The sequence below is a fragment of the Rhizomicrobium electricum genome, from assembly GCF_011762045.1.
In the GTDB taxonomy this organism is placed as follows: domain Bacteria; phylum Pseudomonadota; class Alphaproteobacteria; order Micropepsales; family Micropepsaceae; genus Rhizomicrobium; species Rhizomicrobium electricum.
Map to the genome: position 1 here is coordinate 175,812 of NZ_JAASQS010000006.1, position 19,652 is coordinate 195,463.

The 19,652-nt window shown below is 63.8% G+C and carries 17 protein-coding genes; 12 read left to right on the plus strand and 5 right to left on the minus strand.

All coding sequences use genetic code 11. The features are described 5' to 3' along the window. Positions 1-74: 74 nt before the first annotated feature. Positions 75-1,469 (minus strand): M20/M25/M40 family metallo-hydrolase, encoded by a 1,395-nt coding sequence (locus tag FHS84_RS13300; protein ID WP_166935050.1) that lies wholly within the window; start codon positions 1,467-1,469, stop codon positions 75-77. A 114-nt stretch (positions 1,470-1,583) separates the two neighbouring features. Beyond that, positions 1,584-3,839, minus strand: coding sequence for an NADP-dependent malic enzyme (locus FHS84_RS13305; RefSeq protein ID WP_166935052.1), 2,256 nt, complete (start codon positions 3,837-3,839; stop codon positions 1,584-1,586). 102 nt (positions 3,840-3,941) lie between these two features. On the opposite strand from FHS84_RS13305, the gene mutS reads away from it, so the two are divergent. The 8 genes from mutS to FHS84_RS13345 all read left to right on the plus strand — a co-directional run bounded on the left by mutS (position 3,942) and on the right by FHS84_RS13345 (position 10,805). Beyond that, entirely contained in the window at positions 3,942-6,584 is a 2,643-nt protein-coding gene (gene mutS, locus FHS84_RS13310; RefSeq protein WP_166935054.1) for a DNA mismatch repair protein MutS, read from the plus strand. Between the two features lie 44 nt (positions 6,585-6,628). Further along, positions 6,629-7,090: a universal stress protein gene (locus FHS84_RS13315; RefSeq protein WP_166935056.1), complete on the plus strand. Its 462-nt coding sequence runs from the start codon at positions 6,629-6,631 to the stop codon at positions 7,088-7,090. 87 nt (positions 7,091-7,177) lie between these two features. Then, positions 7,178-8,107, plus strand: coding sequence for a hypothetical protein (locus FHS84_RS13320; RefSeq protein ID WP_208393863.1), 930 nt, complete (start codon positions 7,178-7,180; stop codon positions 8,105-8,107). Further along, positions 8,104-8,298, plus strand: coding sequence for a twin transmembrane helix small protein (locus tag FHS84_RS13325; protein WP_166935060.1), 195 nt, complete (start codon positions 8,104-8,106; stop codon positions 8,296-8,298). Before FHS84_RS13320 ends, FHS84_RS13325 begins: the two co-directional genes overlap by 4 nt. A 70-nt stretch (positions 8,299-8,368) precedes the next feature. Further along, positions 8,369-9,769 carry a 3-isopropylmalate dehydratase large subunit gene (leuC, locus tag FHS84_RS13330; RefSeq protein WP_166935062.1) on the plus strand — a complete coding sequence of 467 codons (1,401 nt, stop codon included), beginning with the start codon at positions 8,369-8,371 and terminating at the stop codon, positions 9,767-9,769. Between the two features lie 156 nt (positions 9,770-9,925). Continuing rightward, positions 9,926-10,150 carry a type II toxin-antitoxin system VapB family antitoxin gene (locus FHS84_RS13335; protein WP_166935064.1) on the plus strand — a complete coding sequence of 75 codons (225 nt, stop codon included), beginning with the start codon at positions 9,926-9,928 and terminating at the stop codon, positions 10,148-10,150. Then, positions 10,147-10,521, plus strand: coding sequence for a type II toxin-antitoxin system VapC family toxin (locus FHS84_RS13340; protein ID WP_166935066.1), 375 nt, complete (start codon positions 10,147-10,149; stop codon positions 10,519-10,521). The genes FHS84_RS13335 and FHS84_RS13340 overlap by 4 nt, the downstream gene beginning before the upstream one ends. A gap of 11 nt (positions 10,522-10,532) precedes the next feature. Next, entirely contained in the window at positions 10,533-10,805 is a 273-nt protein-coding gene (locus tag FHS84_RS13345) for a hypothetical protein (protein WP_166935068.1), read from the plus strand. Here FHS84_RS13345 and FHS84_RS13350 read toward each other — a convergent pair whose 3' ends face one another. Then, a complete protein-coding gene (locus FHS84_RS13350; RefSeq protein WP_166935070.1) occupies positions 10,806-12,995 on the minus strand; it encodes a primosomal protein N' in 2,190 nt (729 codons plus the stop codon). Positions 12,996-13,063: 68 nt separating this feature from the next. Between FHS84_RS13350 and FHS84_RS13355 the strand changes: the two genes are divergently transcribed. The 3 genes from FHS84_RS13355 to FHS84_RS13365 all read left to right on the plus strand — a co-directional run bounded on the left by FHS84_RS13355 (position 13,064) and on the right by FHS84_RS13365 (position 16,404). Further along, complete coding sequence (locus tag FHS84_RS13355) at positions 13,064-13,753, plus strand: DUF484 family protein (RefSeq protein ID WP_166935072.1); 690 nt, start codon at positions 13,064-13,066, stop codon at positions 13,751-13,753. Then, positions 13,729-14,649, plus strand: coding sequence for a tyrosine recombinase XerC (locus tag FHS84_RS13360; RefSeq protein WP_166935074.1), 921 nt, complete (start codon positions 13,729-13,731; stop codon positions 14,647-14,649). Before FHS84_RS13355 ends, FHS84_RS13360 begins: the two co-directional genes overlap by 25 nt. Positions 14,650-14,712: 63 nt before the next feature. Beyond that, complete coding sequence (locus FHS84_RS13365; RefSeq protein WP_166935076.1) at positions 14,713-16,404, plus strand: formate--tetrahydrofolate ligase; 1,692 nt, start codon at positions 14,713-14,715, stop codon at positions 16,402-16,404. 18 nt (positions 16,405-16,422) lie between these two features. Here FHS84_RS13365 and FHS84_RS13370 read toward each other — a convergent pair whose 3' ends face one another. Continuing rightward, positions 16,423-17,628 carry an MFS transporter gene (locus FHS84_RS13370; RefSeq protein ID WP_166935078.1) on the minus strand — a complete coding sequence of 402 codons (1,206 nt, stop codon included), beginning with the start codon at positions 17,626-17,628 and terminating at the stop codon, positions 16,423-16,425. Between the two features lie 329 nt (positions 17,629-17,957). Between FHS84_RS13370 and FHS84_RS13375 the strand changes: the two genes are divergently transcribed. Next, a complete protein-coding gene (locus FHS84_RS13375) occupies positions 17,958-18,659 on the plus strand; it encodes a methyltransferase domain-containing protein (protein ID WP_166935080.1) in 702 nt (233 codons plus the stop codon). Here FHS84_RS13375 and FHS84_RS13380 read toward each other — a convergent pair. Beyond that, positions 18,656-19,561 (minus strand): hypothetical protein, encoded by a 906-nt coding sequence (locus tag FHS84_RS13380; RefSeq protein ID WP_166935082.1) that lies wholly within the window; start codon positions 19,559-19,561, stop codon positions 18,656-18,658. The two genes, FHS84_RS13375 and FHS84_RS13380, sit on opposite strands and share 4 nt — an antisense overlap. Positions 19,562-19,652 lie beyond the last annotated feature (91 nt).

Sequence of the window (19,652 nt, forward strand, 5' to 3'; positions counted from 1 at the left end):
CCGCGCGCCGGTAGGGACAAGAAAAAGGGCGCAGCCGTCGCCGGCCGCGCCCTCATCGATAATGCAACCCCGTCTTATTTCTTGGCGTGCGCTGCCAGGATGTCGGCGATCGAGGCCGACACTTTCTTGGCCGCCGGGATGTGCAGGAATTCGTCGGGGCCGTGGGCGTTGGAGTTGGGTCCGAGTACGCCGGTGACGACGAACTGGGTGCCGGGATATTTCAGGCCCAAGAAGCCCATGAACGGAATCGAGCCGCCTTCGCCCATGTAGGCCGCGGGCTTGCCGAAATGGGCGTTGGAGGCCGCCGTTACCGCCTTTTCCAGCCACGGCGCCAGCGACGGCGCATTCCAGCCGCCTTGTCCGGCTTCGGTTTCGAAGCGCACGTCGGCGTTGCAGGGCGGATCGGCTTCCAGCGTCTGTTTCATCGCGGCGACGGCCTTCTCGGCATCGCAGGACGGCGGCAGGCGCATCGACAGTTTGGCGACGGAGTAGGGCAGCAGCACGTTGCCGGCGGTTTCCGGTGTCGGATAGCCGTCCATGGCGATTACCGAAAGCTGCGGCCGCCAGGTGCGGTTGAGGATCAGCTCTTCGTTCGATGCGCCCATCGGTTTGGTTTTGCCGGCAAACGGCATGCGGTTCCATACCTCGTCGCCGAGCGCGGCGGCGGCTTCGTGGATCTGCTGTTTGCGGTCGGCGGGCACCGTGACGTTGAGCGCATCAAGTTTGATCGCGCCGGTGGTTTCGTCTTCGAGCCGCGACAGAAGCTGGCGCAGGATGCGGAACGACGACGGCACGATGCCGCTGGCGTCGCCGGAGTGGACGCCCGCCGTCAAGACGCGGATGGAAAGTTGTCCCGCCGCGATGCCGCGCAGCGAGGTCGTCAGCCACAGCTGATCGTAATTGCCGCAACCGGAATCGAGGCACACCACCAGATCGACCGCGCCGATGCGGTCAGACAGGCTGTTGATGTAGTACTCGAGATCGGGCGAACCGGACTCTTCGCCGGCTTCGATAGTGACGACGCAGCGCGCATGCGGCGTGCCCGCTTCATGCAGCGCCAGGATAGCGGAGAGGGCTGCGAACATGGCGTAGCCGTCGTCGGCGCCGCCGCGGCCGTAAAGCTTGCCGTCCTTCAGAACGGGTGTCCACGGGCCCATGCCTTCCGACCAGCCCTTCATTTCCGGCTGCTTGTCGAGATGGCCGTAGAGCAGGACGTTGCCCGGCGCAGTACCCGGCACTTCGATGAAGATCAGCGGCGTACGGCCTTTGGGCGCGATCACTTCGACCTTGGCGCCGGCAATTTTGGCAAGGTGCTTCTTGGCCCAGGATTCGAACAGGGCCACCGCTTTCGCCATCTCGCCGCGCGTTTCCCACTCGGGATCGAACATCGGCGATTTGTTGGGGATCAGGATGTAGTCGGACAGGGTCGGGACGATGTCCTCGTCCCACAGGCGGTCGATGAAGCTCATGGCAGTCCTAGTTCAGCAAAAGGTTTAGGGGCGGCAAGGCCGCTCCGTCTTGTCCGCTTGATACCACGGCGCGCGGCAATATTCTTGCCCTTTGCGCGCATGACAGGTCCGGCGCTACAGCGAAGCAACCAAGGCCGCGTTGTAGATTTCCGTCATATTGGCGCCGAGCGAGACGATCTGGACCGGTTTTTCGAGCCCGACCAGGAACGGCCCCAGCATCGAAACACCGCCGATTTCGCCCAGCATTTTGGTGGCGATCTGCGCCGAATGCACCGCCGGCATCACCAGTACGTTGGCGGTGTCGGTGAGGCGGCAGAACGGATAAAGCCCGAGCTTGTTCTTGCTCAGCGCGACATCGACCGCCATTTCGCCGTCGTATTCGAAGTCGACCTTGCGGTGATCGAGGATATGGACGGCCTCGACGATGCGTTCGGAGCGTTCGTTGCGGGGAAAACCGAACGTCGAGGAAGCCAGCAGGGCGACGCGCGGCGTGAAGCCGAAGTGGCGCGCCACCTGGGCTGCCTGGACCGCGATATCGGCGAGTTCTTCCGACGTCGGCAGTTCATGAACAGAGGTGTCGGCGGCGAAGATCACTTTCCCTTTGGCGAAGATGACCAGAACGCCCATCGGACGCTGGCCGACTGGGCAATCGAGCACCTGACGCACATCGCCGAGCGTCGCGGTATAGGCGCGCGTCACGCCGGTCACCATGGCATCGGCTTCGCCGGCGGCGAGCAGCGAGGCGGCGTAGATGTTACGGTCGTTGGTCACCATGCGCACGCAATCGCGATAAAGCGCGCCGCAGCGTTGCAGCCGCTTGTACAGCGCTTCGATGTAGGGTGAGGCTTCCTGCGCCGAATGGGGCACGCGGATTTCGAGATCGGCGCCATCGAGCCCCATGCCCCACACGGTCGATTGAACCACTTCCTTGCGGCCGACCAGGATCGCCTTGCCGAGACCGGCCTGTTGGAACGCGACAGCCGCACGCACCACGCACGGCTCTTCGCCTTCGGCAAACACCACCCGCTTGGGATTGGCGCGCACGATGGTTTGCAGCCGGTGGAACAGATTGGCGGATGGATCGAGCCGTGCCGTGAGTTCGGCGCGATAGGCTTCCATATCGGTGATGACGTGCCGCGCCACGCCGGTCTTGATTGCCGCTTCCGCCACCGCCGACGACACCCGCGAAATCAGCCGCGGATCGAACGGCGAAGGAATGATGTATTCGGCGCCGTAACTGGGCCGGGCGCCGCGATAGGCAGTCGCGACTTCGTCGGGCACGTCTTCGCGCGCCAATGCCGCCAGCGCCTGAGCCGCCGCGATTTTCATCGGCAGATTGATTTCGCGCGCCCGGACATCGAGCGCACCGCGGAAGATGTACGGAAAGCCGAGAACGTTGTTGACCTGGTTGGGATAGTCGCTGCGGCCGGTGGCGACGATGGCGTCGGGACGCACGGCTTTGACGTCTTCCGGCGCGATTTCCGGGTCGGGATTGGCCATGGCGAAAATGATCGGCGCCTTGGCCATGGTCTTGACCATCGCCTGGGTCACCGCGCCCTTGACCGAAAGGCCGAGGAACACGTCGCAGCCTTCGATGGCTTCTTCCAGGGTGCGGGCCTTGGTTTCCACCGCGTGCGCGCTCTTCCACTGATTCATGCCTTGGGTGCGGCCGCGATAGATCACGCCTTTGGAATCGCACAGCGTAGCGTGCTCGTGCGGCAATCCCATAGTCTTCAACAGTTCGAGGCAGGCGATGCCCGCGGCGCCGGCGCCGTTCACCACCACTTTGATGTCTTCGATCTTGCGGCCGGTGAGCTGCAACGCATTGACGATTCCGGCGGCGCAGATGATGGCGGTGCCGTGCTGATCGTCGTGGAAGACCGGAATGTCCATCAGCTCTTTGAGCCGCGCTTCCACCATGAAGCATTCCGGCGCCTTGATGTCTTCCAGATTGATACCGCCGAACGTGGGGCCGAGATAGCGAATAGCACCGACCAGTTCATCGACGTCGTGGGTGTCGACTTCGATATCGATGGTGTCGACATCGGCGAAGCGCTTGAACAGCACCGCCTTGCCTTCCATCACCGGCTTCGAGGCCAACGCGCCGAGATCGCCGAGTCCGAGGATCGCCGTGCCGTTCGAAATCACCGCCACCAGGTTGCCCTTGGCGGTGTAGTCGTAGACCGCGTCCGGCTTCTTCGCGATCACCCGGACCGGCACCGCCACGCCCGGCGAATAGGCCAGCGACAGGTCGCGCTGGTTGGCCATCGGCTTGGTTGGAGTCACCGAGATTTTGCCTGGCTTGCCCTGGCTATGAAAGGCGAGCGCTTCCTCATCGGTGAAGGTGGGGCGGTCGGAGGTTTGTTCCATGGGGCGATTCCCCTCGCTTTTCCACAAGAATACAGCTTCGCACCGGCATGTACGAACCCCGGTCGCGGCGCAACAAGGATGCGGCTTTGCTAGGTTGGGCTCATGGCCGCAGACCCCTCAGAAAATCCGCTCGAAGGCGCCACCCCCGTGATGGCGCAATTTCTGGAAATCAAAGCGACCCATCCTGATTATCTTCTTTTCTACCGGATGGGCGATTTCTACGAACTTTTCTTCGAAGACGCCGTCAAGGCGTCGGAAGCGCTCGATATCGCCCTCACCAAGCGTGGCAAGCACCTCGGCGAGGACATTCCGATGTGCGGCGTTCCGGTCCATACCGCGGAAAGCTACCTGGAGCGCCTGATCCGCAAAGGCTTCCGGGTGGCAATCTGCGAGCAGATGGAAGACCCGGCCGAGGCCCGCAAGCGCGGTTATAAGGCGGTGGTCCGGCGCGAAGTGATCCGCCTCGTCACCCCCGGCACCCTGACCGAAGACTCGCTCCTGGAGCCCAAACAGGCCAATACGCTGGCAAGTTTGGCGCGGGTGGGCGGGGATCTGGCGCTGGCGGCCGCCGAAATGAGCGCCGGTTCGTTCCGGGTGGCGGCCATCGGCGCTGCCGATCTCGGGGTCGAACTGGCGCGGCTCAATCCGTCGGAACTGATCGTACCCGATACCCTGCTGGCCGATCCGGCGCTCGCCGCTCCGCTCAACGGCTTCGGCCCGGCGCTGACGGTGCTGCCGGCGGTGAAATTCGACTCCGCCACCGGCGAGCGGGCGCTGAAGGAATTCTATGGTGTTGCCGAGCTTTCCGGCTTCGGCACGTTCAGCCGGGCGGAAGTCGCGGCGGCCGGCGCCTTGATCGGCTACCTGGAGTTGACCCAGAAAGGCAAAGTCCCGGCCCTCAGCCCGTTGGCGCGCGAGGGTGTCGACGCCTTCATGGCGATCGATGCCGCGACGAGGCGCAACCTCGAATTGATGCAGACTTTGGCCGGCGAACGTCGCGGCTCGTTCCTCTCGGTGATCGACCGTACCGTGACCGCGGCCGGCGCGCGGTTGCTGGCATCCCGGCTTGCAGCGCCGTTGACCGATGTCGCGACCATCGAAGCCCGGCAGGACGCGGTGGCCCAATTCGTCGACTCGCGCGATCTCTGCGAAGAGTTGCGCGACAAGCTGCGCAGCGCGCCCGACATCGCCCGCAGTGTGGCGCGGCTGTCGGTGCAGCGCGGCGGTCCGCGCGATCTCACCTGTTTGCGCGACGGCATTGCGGCGGCGCGGGGCGTACGCGAACTGATGCGCCTCGCCCATGGCGAAGCCGAAACCGCCATTGCCGGACTGCTCGAAGGGTTGGTGGCGGTGTCGGGGCTCGATGCCAAGCTCTCGCATCTGTTGGTGCCCGAGCCGCCGTTCTATGCCCGCGACGGCGGCTTCATCCGCGCCGGCGCCCATGCGCCGCTCGATGAGCTGCGGGCGCTGCGCGACGAATCCCGCCGCGTCATTGCCGGGCTCGAAACCCGTTATCGCGACGAAACCGGCGTGCCGCTCAAGATCAAACACAACGGCGTGCTCGGCTATTTCATCGAAGTGACGGCGCAGCATGCCGACGGGTTGATGAGCAACGCCGCCTATCGCCATCGCCAGACCATGGCCGGTGCGGTGCGGTTCTCGACCGACGAGTTGTCGACGCTGGCCAATCGCATTTCGCAAGCCGGCGATCAGGCGCTGGCGCTGGAAAAGCAGTTGTTCGACGAAATGGCCGCCGATGCTTTGGCGCAAGCGCTCGCGCTGGCCAAAATCGCCGAAGGTCTTGCGGTGCTCGATGTCGCGTCGGGGCTGGCGGATCTGGCGCTGTCGAAGCGCTATGTGCGGCCGAAGGTCGATGGCTCGAAAGCGTTTCAGATCGTGCGTGGCCGTCATCCCGTGGTGGAAGCCGCGCTCGATGCGGCGCGGGCGCCCTTCGTGCCCAATGACGCCAGTCTTTCCGGCGACAAACGGCTGTGGCTGGTCACCGGTCCGAACATGGCCGGTAAATCGACCTTTCTGCGCCAGAACGCATTGATTGCGATCCTCGCCCAGATGGGCTCGTTCGTGCCGGCGGAGTCGGCGCATATCGGTGTGGTCGACCGGCTGTTCAGCCGCGTCGGCGCCGGCGACGATCTCGCGGCCGGCCGTTCCACCTTCATGGTCGAGATGGTGGAAACCGCCGCCATCCTCAATCAGGCGACCGACAAGAGTCTGGTCATTCTCGACGAAATCGGCCGCGGCACCGCCACCTTCGACGGTCTCGCCATCGCCTGGGCGACCGCCGAGCATCTCTGCGTCAAGAACAAGTCGCGCGCGCTGTTCGCCACCCACTATCACGAGATGACGGCATTGGCCGAACGGCTGTCGGCGATGGCGTGCGTCACCATGCGGGTGCGCGAATGGAACGACACCATCGTGTTCCTGCACGAAGTGGTGCCGGGCGTTGCCGACCGCTCTTACGGCATTCACGTCGCCAAGCTGGCCGGATTGCCGGGCCCGGTGGTGCATCGCGCCCAGGAGGTGCTCGCCGCACTGGAAGAGGGCCGCGAAGGCCACAAGCCGCTTGCCCGCATCGACGATCTGCCGCTGTTCTCGGTCTTGGCACCGGCCAAGAAAGAGCAAAACGCCGTCGAGGAAGCCCTGCGCGCCGTCGATCCCGATGCCCTGTCGCCCAAGCAGGCGCTGGAAGTGCTGTACGAGCTGAAAAGCAAGCTGCCGTTGAACTAGCTGGCTCTTGCTCCCGTCCCCGGCTTGGTGTCAGGCTCCCGCCTATGGAGGCACAGGTTCGCAAGTTCCTGGTGGTGGTCGACAAGACGCCCGAATGCAAAGTGGCGGTGCGTTTCGCGGCGCGCCGGGCGCAGCACACGGACGGGCGGATGACGCTGCTCTGCGTTGCCGCGCCGGTCGATTTCCAGCAATGGGGCGGCGTCGAAGAGATCATGACGGACGAAGCCCATCGCGATGCCGAAGCCCTCGTTTATGACGCAGCGAAAATCATCAACGAGCTGACCGGCCTGACCCCCGAACTCATCATCGAGCATGGCGAAGCCGCCGAGTGCCTGATGGAACTGATCCGTCGCGACCGCGACATTTCCATTCTGGTCTTGGCGGCCGGTACCTCGAAGGACGGCCCCGGCCCGCTGGTCAAGCTGTTCGCCACCAAGGTCCAGGCGATCCCGGTGACCATCGTACCCGGCAATCTCACCGACACCGAAGTCGACGAACTGGCTTGACGGCTTGTCCTCGGCAGACCAGCTTTTCTCGGAACCGACACAAGGGCAGAGGCGATGTGGGATTTCCGTTTCGGCACAGCGATCGCAATGATGCTCAGAACGCTGCCGTTTGTGTTGCTGCGGCTGGTGGTCTTTGCCGTCATCGGCGTGGCGTATCTGTTCGCCATGGGCACCGGAGCTGCGGTCGGCTATGGCATGGCGCGTGTTTTCGCTGGCGGCGGCGAGGGCGGCGCATTTCTGGGTGGGGCGCTCGGCTTCGGCATCGTCAGTGTGGCGCTCTATCTGGCGCGCGAGTATCTGCTCTATCTCGTCAAGGCGGCCCATATCGCCGTGCTGGTCGAACTCTATGACGGCCACGACATTCCGGCCGGCCAAAACCAGATCGCTTTCGGCAGCGGCTTTGTGAAAACCCATTTCACGGAATCGTCGGTGCTGTTCGGCGTCGACCAGCTTATCAAAGCGATCCTCAGAACGGTTTTCGGCAGCGTCAATTTCATCGCCTCCTTCCTGCCGGTGCCGGGGCTGCAAGGACTGCTCAACCTCGCCGAAAAGGTGGTGCGCCTGTCGCTGACCTATGTCGACGAGATCATTCTCGCCTATCTGATCCGGACCCGCACCACCAACCCGTGGGCGACCGCCCAGGAGGGGCTGATTCTCTATGCCCAGAACTACAAGCACTTCCTCAAGAACGCGCTGTGGCTGGCGGTGTTCTTGTGGCTGCTGACGGCGGCGATTTTCGTTGTCCTCTTGGCTCCGGCCGCAGCGCTGGCGGCGCTGATCCCCGGCGATCTCTCGCTGTTCGGATTTGCCGTGGCGCTCATCCTGGCCTTGAGCCTGAAAGCGGCGCTGCTCGAACCCATCGCTATCGCGGCGCTGATGGAGGTTTATTTCAAGACCATTGCGGGTCAGACGCCCGACCCGGAATGGTCGGCCCGGCTCAATGAACTCTCGGGCAAATTCCGCGATCTCGGCGCCAAGGCGGCGCGCTGGACCCGTCCGGCAGAGGTTCGGGTATGATCGGTCAAATCCTGATCCTGATCGCCCTCGGCGTCGTCGCGGCGGTGCTGCTGGCCGGCATTGCGGTGATGGCGATCGGCGGCCAGACATCGGCCCGCTGGTCGAATGTGCTGATGCGGTATCGTATCATCGCCCAGGCTGCGGCGCTTCTGATCATCGCCTTGGTGGTTTATGTCGCCAGCGGCCGCTAGGGCTTTAAGGGACTTGCGCCAAGGCTCCGGCTGGTGTTGTTAGGCCCCCTTAACACAAGGCAAGACGGCGATGGCCAAGACTCTCTACGACAAGATCTGGGATGCGCATCTGGTGCACGAGGCACCGGGGGAATCGAGCATTCTCTATATCGACCGCCATCTCGTGCATGAGGTGACGAGTCCCCAGGCGTTCGAGGGTCTTCGCACCAGCGGCCGTAAGGTGCGCCGGCCCGAAAGGACGCTGGCCGTGGCCGATCACAACGTGCCCACCCGCGATCGCGCCAAAGGTATCGCCGATCCGGAAAGCGCCGAGCAGATTGCAACGCTTGAGCGAAACACCAAGGACTTCGGGGTCGAATACCTCGCCATGGACGATATCCGCCAGGGCGTGGTCCATATCGTCGGGCCGGAACAAGGCTTCACCCTGCCGGGCACGACCATCGTCTGCGGCGACAGCCACACCTCGACCCATGGCGCCTTCGGCGCGCTGGCGTTCGGCATCGGCACCTCGGAAGTCGAGCATGTGCTGGCGACCCAGACGCTCTTGGCGCCCAAATCCAAGAATATGCGGGTCACGGTCAACGGCGTGCTGCCGACCGGGGTCACCGCCAAAGACATGGCGCTCGCCATCATCGCCAAGATCGGCACCGCCGGCGGCACCGGTTATGTGGTGGAGTTTGCCGGCGAGGCGGTGCGCGCCTTGTCGATGGAGGGCCGCATGACCCTCTGCAACATGACCATCGAGGGCGGCGCGCGCGCCGGTCTGGTGGCGCCCGACGAAACCACCTTCGCCTATATCGCCGGCCGTCCGCGGGCGCCCAAAGCCGCCGCGTTCGAAGCCGCGGTGGCGACCTGGAAGCTCTTGAAGTCCGATCCCGACGCCCAGTTCGATGCCGAGATCGTGCTCGAAGCCAAGGACATCGTGCCGATGGTGACCTGGGGCACCTCGCCCGAACAGGCGCTGCCGGTGACCGAAACCGTGCCCGATCCGGCAAAAATGGCCGATCCGGCGAAGAAATCCGCCGCCGAACGGGCGCTCGCTTATATGGATCTGAAGCCGGGAACGCCGCTTTCCGACGTCAAAGTTGACCGCGTGTTCATCGGCTCCTGCACCAACGGCCGCATCGAAGACCTGCGCGCCGCCGCCGCCATTGCCAAGGGCCGCAAAGTCGCCGCCCACGTGAACGCGATGGTGGTGCCGGGCTCCGGGCTGGTGAAGGAACAGGCGGAACAGGAAGGCCTCGACCAGATCTTCCTCGAGGCCGGGTTCGAATGGCGCGAGCCGGGCTGCTCGATGTGTCTGGCCATGAATGCCGACCGGCTGGCGCCGGGCGAACGTTGCGCCTCGACCTCGAACCGCAACTTCGAAGGCCGCCAGGGCCGTGGTGGACGAACCCACCTCGTCAGCCCTGCTATGGCTGCTGCCGCCGCAGTGACTGGTCATTTGGTAGATGTTCGGACACTTGGGTAGACGTATTCGGTAGATTTATCCGGCATCAGGGCAGATGAAAGTCTGCCCTTTTTGCTAATTATGGTATATGAAATCGGTATATCGACGGCAGATTTTATCTAAAACTCTATTCAAATTCTACCTTTCCTCGGTATAGTAAACCAATGGGAGGTAGAAATGGGCTTGAATATCAAGAATTCCGCCACCGAGAGCGCCATTCGCGAGCTGTCGACGTTGACGGGCGAAAAACTGACGGTTGCGGTCCATAACGCGGTGGCCGAAAAGCTCGAACGGGTGAAACGCGGCAAAGGCAAGCAGCCTTTGACCGAGTATCTGGCGTCTCTCGGCAGTCTGCAGGCCGCGCTGGCCTCCCAACCCCATAAGACGGAGGATGCGCCGTGATCGTGGTTCACTCCTCGGCCGTGCTGACGCTGCTCACCAACGCGCCCGGCTGCAACGCCGTCGCCGCCAAGCTGTGCGATGCGTCCGATGCCATCATGTCGCCGGTATCGGTGATGGAAGCGCTTCTGGCATTGACCCAGCGGTACGAAGACCCGGCGCCGATTTTCACCGCCTTCCTCAAGCAAAGCCGCATCGCCCAACGGCCGGTAGATGCCGCACAGACATCGTGGGCGCGCACCGGTTTTCTCGCTTATGGTGCCGGCCGCTGGTCGCTCGCCGATTGTTTCGCATATGGCGCCGCGAAGGCGCTCGACGCCCCGCTGCTCGCCACGACGGATCTTTTCGCCAAGAGCGATCTGAAAATGGTGTGACGGGAGCAAGAATGCGTCGGGCGATTGTCGTGTTGATCGGATTGGGCCCAATCGGATTGGGGTTGGCGGGCTGCACGGGTCCGGGGTGGGATCACACCTTCGCTTTTCTCGATGCCAAAGAGAAAGCGCCGCCGCCCGCCGTCGCGTCGGCGCCCGATCCCAACTGGTGCACCGATGCCGCCGCCGCCGCCAAACGCGAGGCCGCCGAACAAGGGTTCGACGCCATGACCCAAACGCGCCGCGCCGAGGCGATTTATGCGCAATGCCAACGATCGCAGCGGTAGCTAAAAAAAGCTCACCGGATCGACGTCGACCACCACACGCACGTTTTTCGGCAGCGTTGCGGCGGCGAGCCAGGTGCGCAAATAGGCCTGGATGTCGACCGATTTTTCGGTCTGCACCAAAAGACGCTCGCGGGTCTGACCGCGCAGCAGGGAATAGAAGGCCGGTGTCGGACCCCACACTTTGACAGCGCGCGCCGCGGGGGCGGTTTGGGCGAGAATGCGTCCGGCACTTCGCACCGCGTCGCCATCGTGACCGGAGAGAATGATCGCGGCGAGGCGCCCGAACGGTGGGGCGTGTGTGACTTCGCGGTATTTGGTCTCCTGGTCATAAAAGGCGTCGCGATCCGAGGCGATCAGCGCCTGCATCACTGCGTCTTTGGGATTGCGCGTTTGCATCAGCACAAGCCCCGGCTTTTCGGCACGGCCGGCACGTCCCGCCACCTGATGCAGAAGCTGGAAAGTGCGTTCGCGGGCGCGCAGATCGCCGTCGGAACCGCCGAGATCGGCATCGACCACGCCGACCAGTGTGAGTTGCGGGAAGTGATGACCTTTGGCGACGATCTGGGTGCCGATCAAGACATCGATTTCGCGCTTCATCATGGCGCGGATGGCAAGCTGCATTTCCGCCGGCCCGCCCATCGTGTCGGAGGACGCGATGGCGACGCGCACTTCGGGAAAAGCGAGCTTGAATTCCTCCATCACCCGCTCGACGCCGGGACCGCAGGCGGTAAAGGCGCCTTGGGTATGGCATTCGGGACATTCGGTGGGCAGTCCTGTTTCGTAGCCGCAGTGATGACAGACGAGGCGCTTGCGATAACGATGCTCCACCAGCCAGGCCGAGCAATTGCGGCACACCAGTTTGTGGCCACAGGATTCGCACAAGGTCAGCGGAGCATAGCCGCGGCGATTGAGGAACAGCATCGCCTGTTCGCCGGCTTCGATGGTGGTGGCGAGCGCGCCGCGCAAGGTCGGCGACAGGAAGGTGCCGGGATCGCCGCGATCGTTGCGCAGGTCGATCAAGCGCACTTCCGGCAGCACCGCGGCGCCGTGGCGGCTGGTCAGCCTCAGATGCGCATAACGGCCGGTCTTGGCGTTGACATAGCTTTCCAAGGACGGAGTCGCGCTTGCCAGCACCACCGGGCAGCCTTCGATGCGGGCGCGCACCACCGCCATGTCGCGGGCATGATAGATGGCGCCGTCTTCCTGCTTGTAGGCTTGCTCGTGTTCTTCGTCGACGATGACGAGGCCGAGATCCTTGAACGGCAGGAACAGGGCCGAACGAGCGCCGACCACGACGCGCGCTTCGCCGCTCATCACCGCGCGATACACCCGCCGCCGTTCGCGCTGGGAAAGATCGCTGTGCCATTCCGCCGGGCGGACGCCGAAGCGCGCCGCGAAGCGATCGAGGAATTGCACCGTCAGCGCGATTTCGGGGAGCAGGATCAGCACCTGCCGTCCCAGCCGCACGGCTTCCGCCGCCGCTTCGAAATAGGTTTCGGTCTTGCCTGATCCGGTGACGCCGTCGAGCAGCGAGACACCGAAGCGTTTTGCCTTCACTGCCCCCTTCATCACATGGGCCGCGAGATCCTGTTCGGTGTCGAGCACGGGCTGCGAGAAGTCGGGATCGGGTCGCGGGAACGGATCGAACTCCGGCAGATCGACCGGGATCAGGGCACCGCAATCGATCAGTCCGCGCACCACGGCCGGAGTCACATTGGCCTCTTCGGCAAGCTGCGGCACGCTCCGCGCCAATCCATCGGCGGCCGTGTCGAGCACGCGCTGACGCGCCGGAGTCAATTTTTTTGGAAGGCCGTCACCTTTGATGTAGGCGACGCGCGCCGATTCAGGCTCGAACGCTTGGCGCGAGCGCAGTGCCATCGCCAGCACCATGCCCGGCAGGGTCAACGTGTACTGCGCCACCCAATCGACGAAATCGCACAGTCCCGGCGGCAGCGCGGGCTCACCGTCCAGCGGAACGGCTTGTTTCAGCCGTGGTTCCGCAACGCCACCAGCCGCATCGCCCCACACCACGCCGATCGAGGTCCGCGGTCCCAGCGGCGCCGCCACAATTTGCCCACGCCGCGCCGGTACTGACAATTTGTAGTCATACGCATCCGCCAGCGGCAGTGGCAGCAAAACGCCAGCGCGGCAGCAATCGGTTTTCCCGGACTTCAGATCGGGCGCGGTCATGCGTTAAGCTTGCGAATCACGAGTCTCAGACCCATATCACTGTCGAATAACACGCCATACCACGAAGAATGAGCGAAAGCGCACCATCCCGTGAACCACATATCGCCGCCGCCGAGGCGGTGAAGGCGTATATTCGCATGCATCGCGACCAGCTTGCAGCGGACGGCGAGCTTTTGTCGCTTCTGGTGCCGGCGCGCGCCGACGAAGACGGCGTGATCGACTTCACCCGCTATGTGCTGGAAAAGCTGCGCGATGAAAACCTGGCGCTCAAGGCCGAGCGCGATGCGCTGAAGTCGGTGGCGGATCGCGGCACGCGTCTGTCCGATGGTGTCAAGCGGGCGATCCTCGATCTCATCGATGCGCGTTCGTTTGCCGAGGCGATTCTGGCGGCGACGGCGGCTGCGCCGGCGTTCGGAGCCGATCGTGCGGTGTTCTGCATCGAAGCCGCCGACGGCCTTGCGGCCGCAACCTCGTGCGAAGGCGTGCGCTTGATTGCGCCCGGCACGGTGACGGCGGTGGTCGGTCCGGACGGCATGGGCGCGATCCTGTCGGGCGGCGGCGAGTTGTTGTTCGGCCGTACCGGTTACCGCAGCCTCGCAGCCTTCCGTTTGCGCATCGGATCGCAGCCGGCGCTGTATGTCCTGGGTTCGCTGGCCGAGAACCGGTTTGACGGGCGCGATTGCGAAGCCGATCTCGGGCTGTTCGCGCGGGCGCTGGAACGGGCAATCCGGGCATGGCTCGATCTGCCCAAATCCTGAAAGCCGATTGGCTTGACGGTCTCGCGCACGAACGGCGGGCGAGCCCGCATACGTTGCGTGCCTACGGCGACGATCTCGACCGCTTTTTCGGGTTCCTTTTCGAGCATCTCGGCGGTGTGCCGACCGAGCGCGATCTGAAAGCCCTGACGCCGGCCGATATCCGCGCCTTCATCACCAAGCGTCGCAATGAAGGCCTTCAGGCCCGCAGTGTTTCGCGCGCGCTCGCCGCTGTGCGCAGCTTTTTCCGTTTTCTGGCGCGCGAAGGCATTCTGGAAAACGCCGCTGCCCGCGCGGTGCGCACGCCGCGCATTCCCCGCACCCTGCCGCGGCCGCTCTCGGAGATCGATGCCGCACGCACGCTCGCCGAAGCGGGCGAAAACGATGTCGAGTGGATTGCGGCGCGCGATGTCGCGCTTCTCACGCTGCTCTACGGCGCCGGGCTGCGCATCTCGGAAGGTCTCAGCCTCAAGCGCGGCGACGTTCCGCTCGGCGAGACCATCACCGTGCTCGGCAAGGGCAAGAAGGAACGCACGGTGCCGCTGATCCCGGCGGTGCGCGAAGCGGCGGCAGCCTATGTCGCCAAACTTCCGTTTGCTCTCGGCCCGCAGGCGCCCTTGTTCGTATCGCGTACGGGCAAACCGATGAGCCCGCGGGAGGCCCAGGCCTTGATGCAGCGGCTGCGCTCCCGGCTCGGCCTGTCGGAGCGGGCAACGCCCCACGCCTTGCGCCACTCCTTCGCCACCCATCTGTTGGCCAATGGCGGGGAACTTCGCGCCGTGCAGGAACTTCTGGGCCACGCCTCGCTGTCGACCACCCAGACCTACACCGAAATCGACGTCAAGCGGCTGATGGACGTTTACGCAAACGCACACCCGCGTTGCAAAACCACCGTGTGATCGCGAGCCAGCCCTTACGGTATCCTGTCCTTCGATGGCGCACGCCTCGGGAAGGGCTCGGCAATGGAATTTCAGGAACAAGCTGTCCGCAGCAATATCGAAATTGCGCGCGACGCCAAGATGAAACCGATTGGGGAAATCGCCAAGAAACTCGACATTCCGGACGCGGCAGTCATCCCTTACGGCCACACCAAAGCGAAGATTGCGCTCGATTTCATCGAAAGCCTGAAGGACCGGCCGAACGGCAAGTTGATCCTAGTCACCGCGATCACGCCCACCCCGGCGGGCGAGGGCAAGACCACCACCACGGTCGGTCTCAACGACGCGCTGAATGCGCTCGGCTATCGCGCCATGGCGGCGTTGCGCGAGCCGTCGCTGGGCCCATGCTTCGGCATGAAGGGCGGGGCGGCCGGTGGCGGCTATGCCCAGGTCGTGCCGATGGAGGACATCAACCTCCATTTCACCGGCGACTTCCACGCCATTACCGCGGCCAACAATCTGCTCGCCGCGATGATCGACAATCACATCTATTGGTCGAATTCGACCGGACTCGATGCGCGCCGCATTTCCTGGCGCCGCTGTCTCGACATGAACGACCGGGCGCTGCGGTCGATCGCCTCCTCGCTCGGCGGGGTGGCCAATGGTTTTCCGCGCGAAGACGGCTTCGACATCACGGTCGCCTCCGAAGTGATGGCAATCCTGTGCCTGGCTTCGGATTTGAAAGATCTCGAACGCCGTCTCGGCAATATCGTGGTCGGCCAGACCCGCGACCGGCGCTATGTCACCGCCAAGGAACTGAATGCGCCCGGCGCCATGAGCGTCTTGTTGAAAGATGCGCTGTTGCCCAATCTGGTGCAGACGCTGGAGAACAATCCGGTGTTCGTGCATGGCGGCCCGTTCGCCAACATCGCGCACGGCTGCAATTCGGTGATGGCGACGCGGGCGGCATTGAAGCTCGCCGATTATGTCGTGACCGAAGCCGGTTTCGGTGCCGATCTCGGCGCGGAGAAATTCTTCGACATCAAGTGCCGCAAAGCCAAGCTCGATCCGGCCGCGGCGGTGATCGTGGCGACGGTCCGCGCCCTCAAGCATCACGGCGGTGTCGCCAAGGAAGATCTCAAAAAGCCGAACATGCAGGCGATCGAGCGCGGCGCCGCCAATCTCGAACGCCATATCCGCAATGTGAAGAAATTCGGCGTGCCGGTGATCGTGGCGGTCAACCAGTTCCTCGGTGACAGCGAAGAAGAAATGCAACGCGTGGTCGAGATCGCCAACGCCGTCGATTGTCCGGCCCATATCAGCCGCGGCTGGGCGCAAGGCGGCAAGGGCGTCACCGATCTTGCCAAATGCGTGGTCGAGACTTGCGCTACGACAAAATCGGAATTCAAGCCGCTTTATCCGGTCGAAATGCCGTTGTGGGAAAAGACTCAGACGGTGGCCCGCACCATCTACGGCGCCAACGGCATCACCGCCGACTCGGCGACGCGGGCCCGCTTCAACGAACTCGAAGACGCCGGCTTCGGTCATCTGCCGGTGTGCATGGCGAAGACGCAGTATTCGTTCTCGACCGATCCGGAAAAACGCGGCGCGCCTACCGATCACATGGTCAAGGTGCGTGAAGTGCATCTGTCGGCCGGCGCCGAATTCGTGGTGGTGATTGCGGGCGATATCATGACCATGCCCGGCCTGCCGCGCATTCCGGCGGCGGACAAGATTCATCTCAACGAGATGGGGCAGATCGAAGGGTTGTTCTAGAAGCGCGACCGTGAAAACCTAAATCGTATCGACGTGCTCGCTCTTGCCGCCGTGGATGATGGCTTCGCCATGCCAGCGGCGGGCGAGCAGGAGCGTGAAGCCGATCGACACCACGCCCAGCGCCGTCATCATCAGATAGGCCTTGCCGCCGAGCGAGGAATAGACCGGGCCGATGGCGAGCGTCGCCAGTCCCATCATGATGCCTTGACTGCCGACGAAATAAAGGCTTTGGGCGGTGGCGGAGAGCCGCTGCGGCACGGCTTTCAAGATGAAGAACACGGCGCCGAGGTGGGCGAGGGCGAAGGTGCCGCCGTGCATGAATTGGGCGAAGATCACCAGCGGCAGCGGCGGATCGAAAGCGAGAATGGTCCAGCGCACGATTGCCACCAATCCGCCCATCAAAAGGAGTTTGCTCGGTCCGAACAGGCGCAGCACGCGCAAGGCCTGGCTGAAAAGAGCGATTTCGGCGAACACGCCCAGCGGCCAGATGATGCCGATCAGCATTTCGGAATAGCCGATCGCTTTCCAGTGCAGGCCGCCATAGCCGTAATAGAAAGCGTGGGTCGCCTGCTCGCAGCTCGCGGCGGCGAGAAAAACGAGGAACACCGGGGTCCGCAGCAGCTCCTTGGTCTCCTCGAGCGTTGCCTTGAGACGCGATCCGAGCGGCGCCGCGCCTTCAGTCGCCGGCGGTGCCGGCAGCATGATGGTCGACACCACGCACAGCGCCGCGCCGATGGTCAGCATCGGAGCCACGGCGCCGAGGCCGAGGAATTTCACCACGATGCCGCCGGTGACGTTCATCACCACGAATGCCGACGAAGCCCAGATGCGCACCCGGCCGTAATCGAAGCCGAAGCGCTCGGCGAGCCGCACCGACACGCTTTCGAGCAGCGGGGTGGCGGCGCCATAGGCAATGTAGGCTGGGACCGAAACCAGGAAGATCAGCAGCGGCGAGCCGACCACGCATAGCGAGCCGAACCCGGCCACCATGATCCAGTACAGCACCAGCATCACGGCGCGGCGGTCGTTGCGGGCGTCGGCGAAGATGCCGGACAGCGGACCGGCCACGGCGCGAAGGATCAGCGCGGTCGACAACAGCAGCCCGATCTGGTCGGCGGAGAGCCCGCGCCATGCCAGCGAGGCGGCAAAAAAAGGGATGAACACGCCCGACACCGAGCCGGAGGCGAACTGGCTGAAACTCAGGCGGGTGGAAAGGTGTTTCACAGAGACCGGAAAGCGAACATCGCCATTACCCCCTAGCGCAAAGATTGGGCAGCTAAAAGGCGCACCTTGCGGCCGATCGTGCCAGGAGGAAGAAGGAAACCGGTGTCGCTGCTTGCCGGCATGGCATCAATCCCGCTTCCCCATCAAGCACTTAGCGAAAACGGTCTGGTGTGGTACCGGGGTGCAGCTATCGGCTGAGCCGAGGGGCCGCGTGATCCCGCGGTGACGTCATGGTCGCGGCCGCTCTGCGCCGAAAAGTCCTGGCACGGGTTCCAATCGGCTGGGATCGGGCTGCTATAAAGCCTGCAGGCCGGACCTCGGGGGTATTAATGGATCTCAGCTTTGCCAAGACAATTCCTGGCGCCAAACCGGTGTATCTCGGCTTGGTGCGTCTGCATTCCTGGCTGTTCACCGGTTCGATGGTGGCCGCCTATCTCCGCCACCACCGCGTCCGCAAGCTGCATATCGGCTGCGGCGTGAACCGGCTTTCCGGTTGGCTCAATTCCGACCTCATTCCCGTCCGGTTCGGCGCCATCCGGCTCGATGCCACCAAGCGCTTTCCTCTGCCCGATGCCAGTCTCGATTACGTCTACAGCGAGCACATGATCGAACATGTGCCGTATGCCGGCGGCATGGCCATGCTGGCCGAAATCTTCCGGGTGCTGAAGCCGGGCGGGCGGGTCCGCCTGTCGACGCCGAAGCTAGAATTCCTTCTGGCTCTGATGACCGAGCCGAAGAGCGACCTGCAGAAGGCTTATATCGCGTGGTCCTGCGAGCGGTTCGTGAACGCCGGCACGGCCAGCGACGCCATGGTGGTTAACAACTTCATGCGCGATTTCGGCCACCAGTTCATCTACGACCGCAAGACTCTGGTCGCGGCGCTTGAGCGGACCGGCTTCGAAGCGGTCGAATCCTTCGATGTCGGCGTGAGCAACGATCCCGAATTGGCCGGTCTCGAGACCGAGACGCGCATGCCGCCGGGATTCCTCCAGCTTGAGACGTTCACGCTCGAAGCCAGGAAGCCGGGCTAGAATTTGCGGCCGATGCCGCCGCCGAGCACGAATTCCAGATAGCGCTGATGAAGTTTGAAGAAGGGCCGCCCCGGCATCCACACCGCCTTGGCGAAGGTCGAGCCGTAGTAATTCGGGCCCATCGAGACATCGATGCCCATGAAGCCTTGTAAGGCGCCGAACATGGTCGAGCTGCGCTGGGTGTAGGTATAGGAGCCGACGAAGGCGTTGGAAGCTCCGAGGTCGGCATTGACCGAACCCCAGCCGACTCCCAGCCCGGTGCCGATATACGGCTGCAGAATGGCTTTGGTGCCGGGCCGGTAGGCGACATTGACGAAGCCGAGATGGCCGTGGGCGTTGATCGTCGTATGCGCGTTGATGGGATCGGTCAGGACTTCGGCGCCTTTGGGCAGATCGAGAATGAGTTTGCCCTCGGAGTTGAGGTACAGGTACTCGAGGCCGATCGACCAGTCGCGGCCGATCCAGTGATCGATCCAGAATTGCACCGTTCCGGCGTCGCCGTCGCTGCCGATGCCGGCGGTCGATGTCAGAGCGCCATGGTTGACGATGAAATTACCACCGTGACTGCCGATTCCGAGGCCGTAGCCGATGCTGGCGCGATAGCTGACCGGGTGCTTGCGGTGCTCCGCGGGCGCGGCTGTCTGGGTGGCGACGGCGGGCGTAGCCCCCGTCCGGGGGGGCGTTCGCAGGGGACGATCGGTTGCGGGCTGGTCGGCGGGAACGGAAACGTCGAAGCAGGCCAATCTGGCGCGATCGTCGCGGATCGCCTGACAGGTTTTCCACCACGCCGGAGGTTCGCTCTGGGCCAAGGCCGGTGCCGCTGCGGCGAAAATGCCCAGTCCCGCCCCGATCAGAATGCGCCATAGGGCGGTCAAGCCCGGTCGCGACGCCGTGGATTTCATTGTTTCCCCCGTAGAGGCGCAATGTTAGCGGCGGGCGTTGCCAATCGGTGAGCGGATTCTTTCGCGCGGCACAATGTGACGCTGGCCGTCC

Excerpts from the sequence above, each read along its gene's own strand:
- FHS84_RS13335 (WP_166935064.1), top strand. The coding sequence starts at position 9,926 with ATGGGCTTGAATATCAAGAATTCCGCCACCGAGAGCGCCATTCGCGAG.
- leuC (WP_166935062.1), top strand. The coding sequence starts at position 8,369 with ATGGCCAAGACTCTCTACGACAAGATCTGGGATGCGCATCTGGTGCAC.
- FHS84_RS13360 (WP_166935074.1), top strand. The coding sequence starts at position 13,729 with ATGGCTCGATCTGCCCAAATCCTGAAAGCCGATTGGCTTGACGGTCTC.
- FHS84_RS13375 (WP_166935080.1), top strand. The coding sequence starts at position 17,958 with ATGGATCTCAGCTTTGCCAAGACAATTCCTGGCGCCAAACCGGTGTAT.
- FHS84_RS13325 (WP_166935060.1), top strand. The coding sequence starts at position 8,104 with ATGATCGGTCAAATCCTGATCCTGATCGCCCTCGGCGTCGTCGCGGCG.
- FHS84_RS13355 (WP_166935072.1), top strand. The coding sequence starts at position 13,064 with ATGAGCGAAAGCGCACCATCCCGTGAACCACATATCGCCGCCGCCGAG.
- FHS84_RS13380 (WP_166935082.1), bottom strand. The coding sequence starts at position 19,561 with ATGAAATCCACGGCGTCGCGACCGGGCTTGACCGCCCTATGGCGCATT.
- FHS84_RS13345 (WP_166935068.1), top strand. The coding sequence starts at position 10,533 with ATGCGTCGGGCGATTGTCGTGTTGATCGGATTGGGCCCAATCGGATTG.
- FHS84_RS13300 (WP_166935050.1), bottom strand. The coding sequence starts at position 1,469 with ATGAGCTTCATCGACCGCCTGTGGGACGAGGACATCGTCCCGACCCTG.
- FHS84_RS13305 (WP_166935052.1), bottom strand. The coding sequence starts at position 3,839 with ATGGAACAAACCTCCGACCGCCCCACCTTCACCGATGAGGAAGCGCTC.
- FHS84_RS13315 (WP_166935056.1), top strand. The coding sequence starts at position 6,629 with ATGGAGGCACAGGTTCGCAAGTTCCTGGTGGTGGTCGACAAGACGCCC.
- FHS84_RS13320 (WP_208393863.1), top strand. The coding sequence starts at position 7,178 with ATGATGCTCAGAACGCTGCCGTTTGTGTTGCTGCGGCTGGTGGTCTTT.
- FHS84_RS13350 (WP_166935070.1), bottom strand. The coding sequence starts at position 12,995 with ATGACCGCGCCCGATCTGAAGTCCGGGAAAACCGATTGCTGCCGCGCT.
- mutS (WP_166935054.1), top strand. The coding sequence starts at position 3,942 with ATGGCCGCAGACCCCTCAGAAAATCCGCTCGAAGGCGCCACCCCCGTG.
- FHS84_RS13365 (WP_166935076.1), top strand. The coding sequence starts at position 14,713 with ATGGAATTTCAGGAACAAGCTGTCCGCAGCAATATCGAAATTGCGCGC.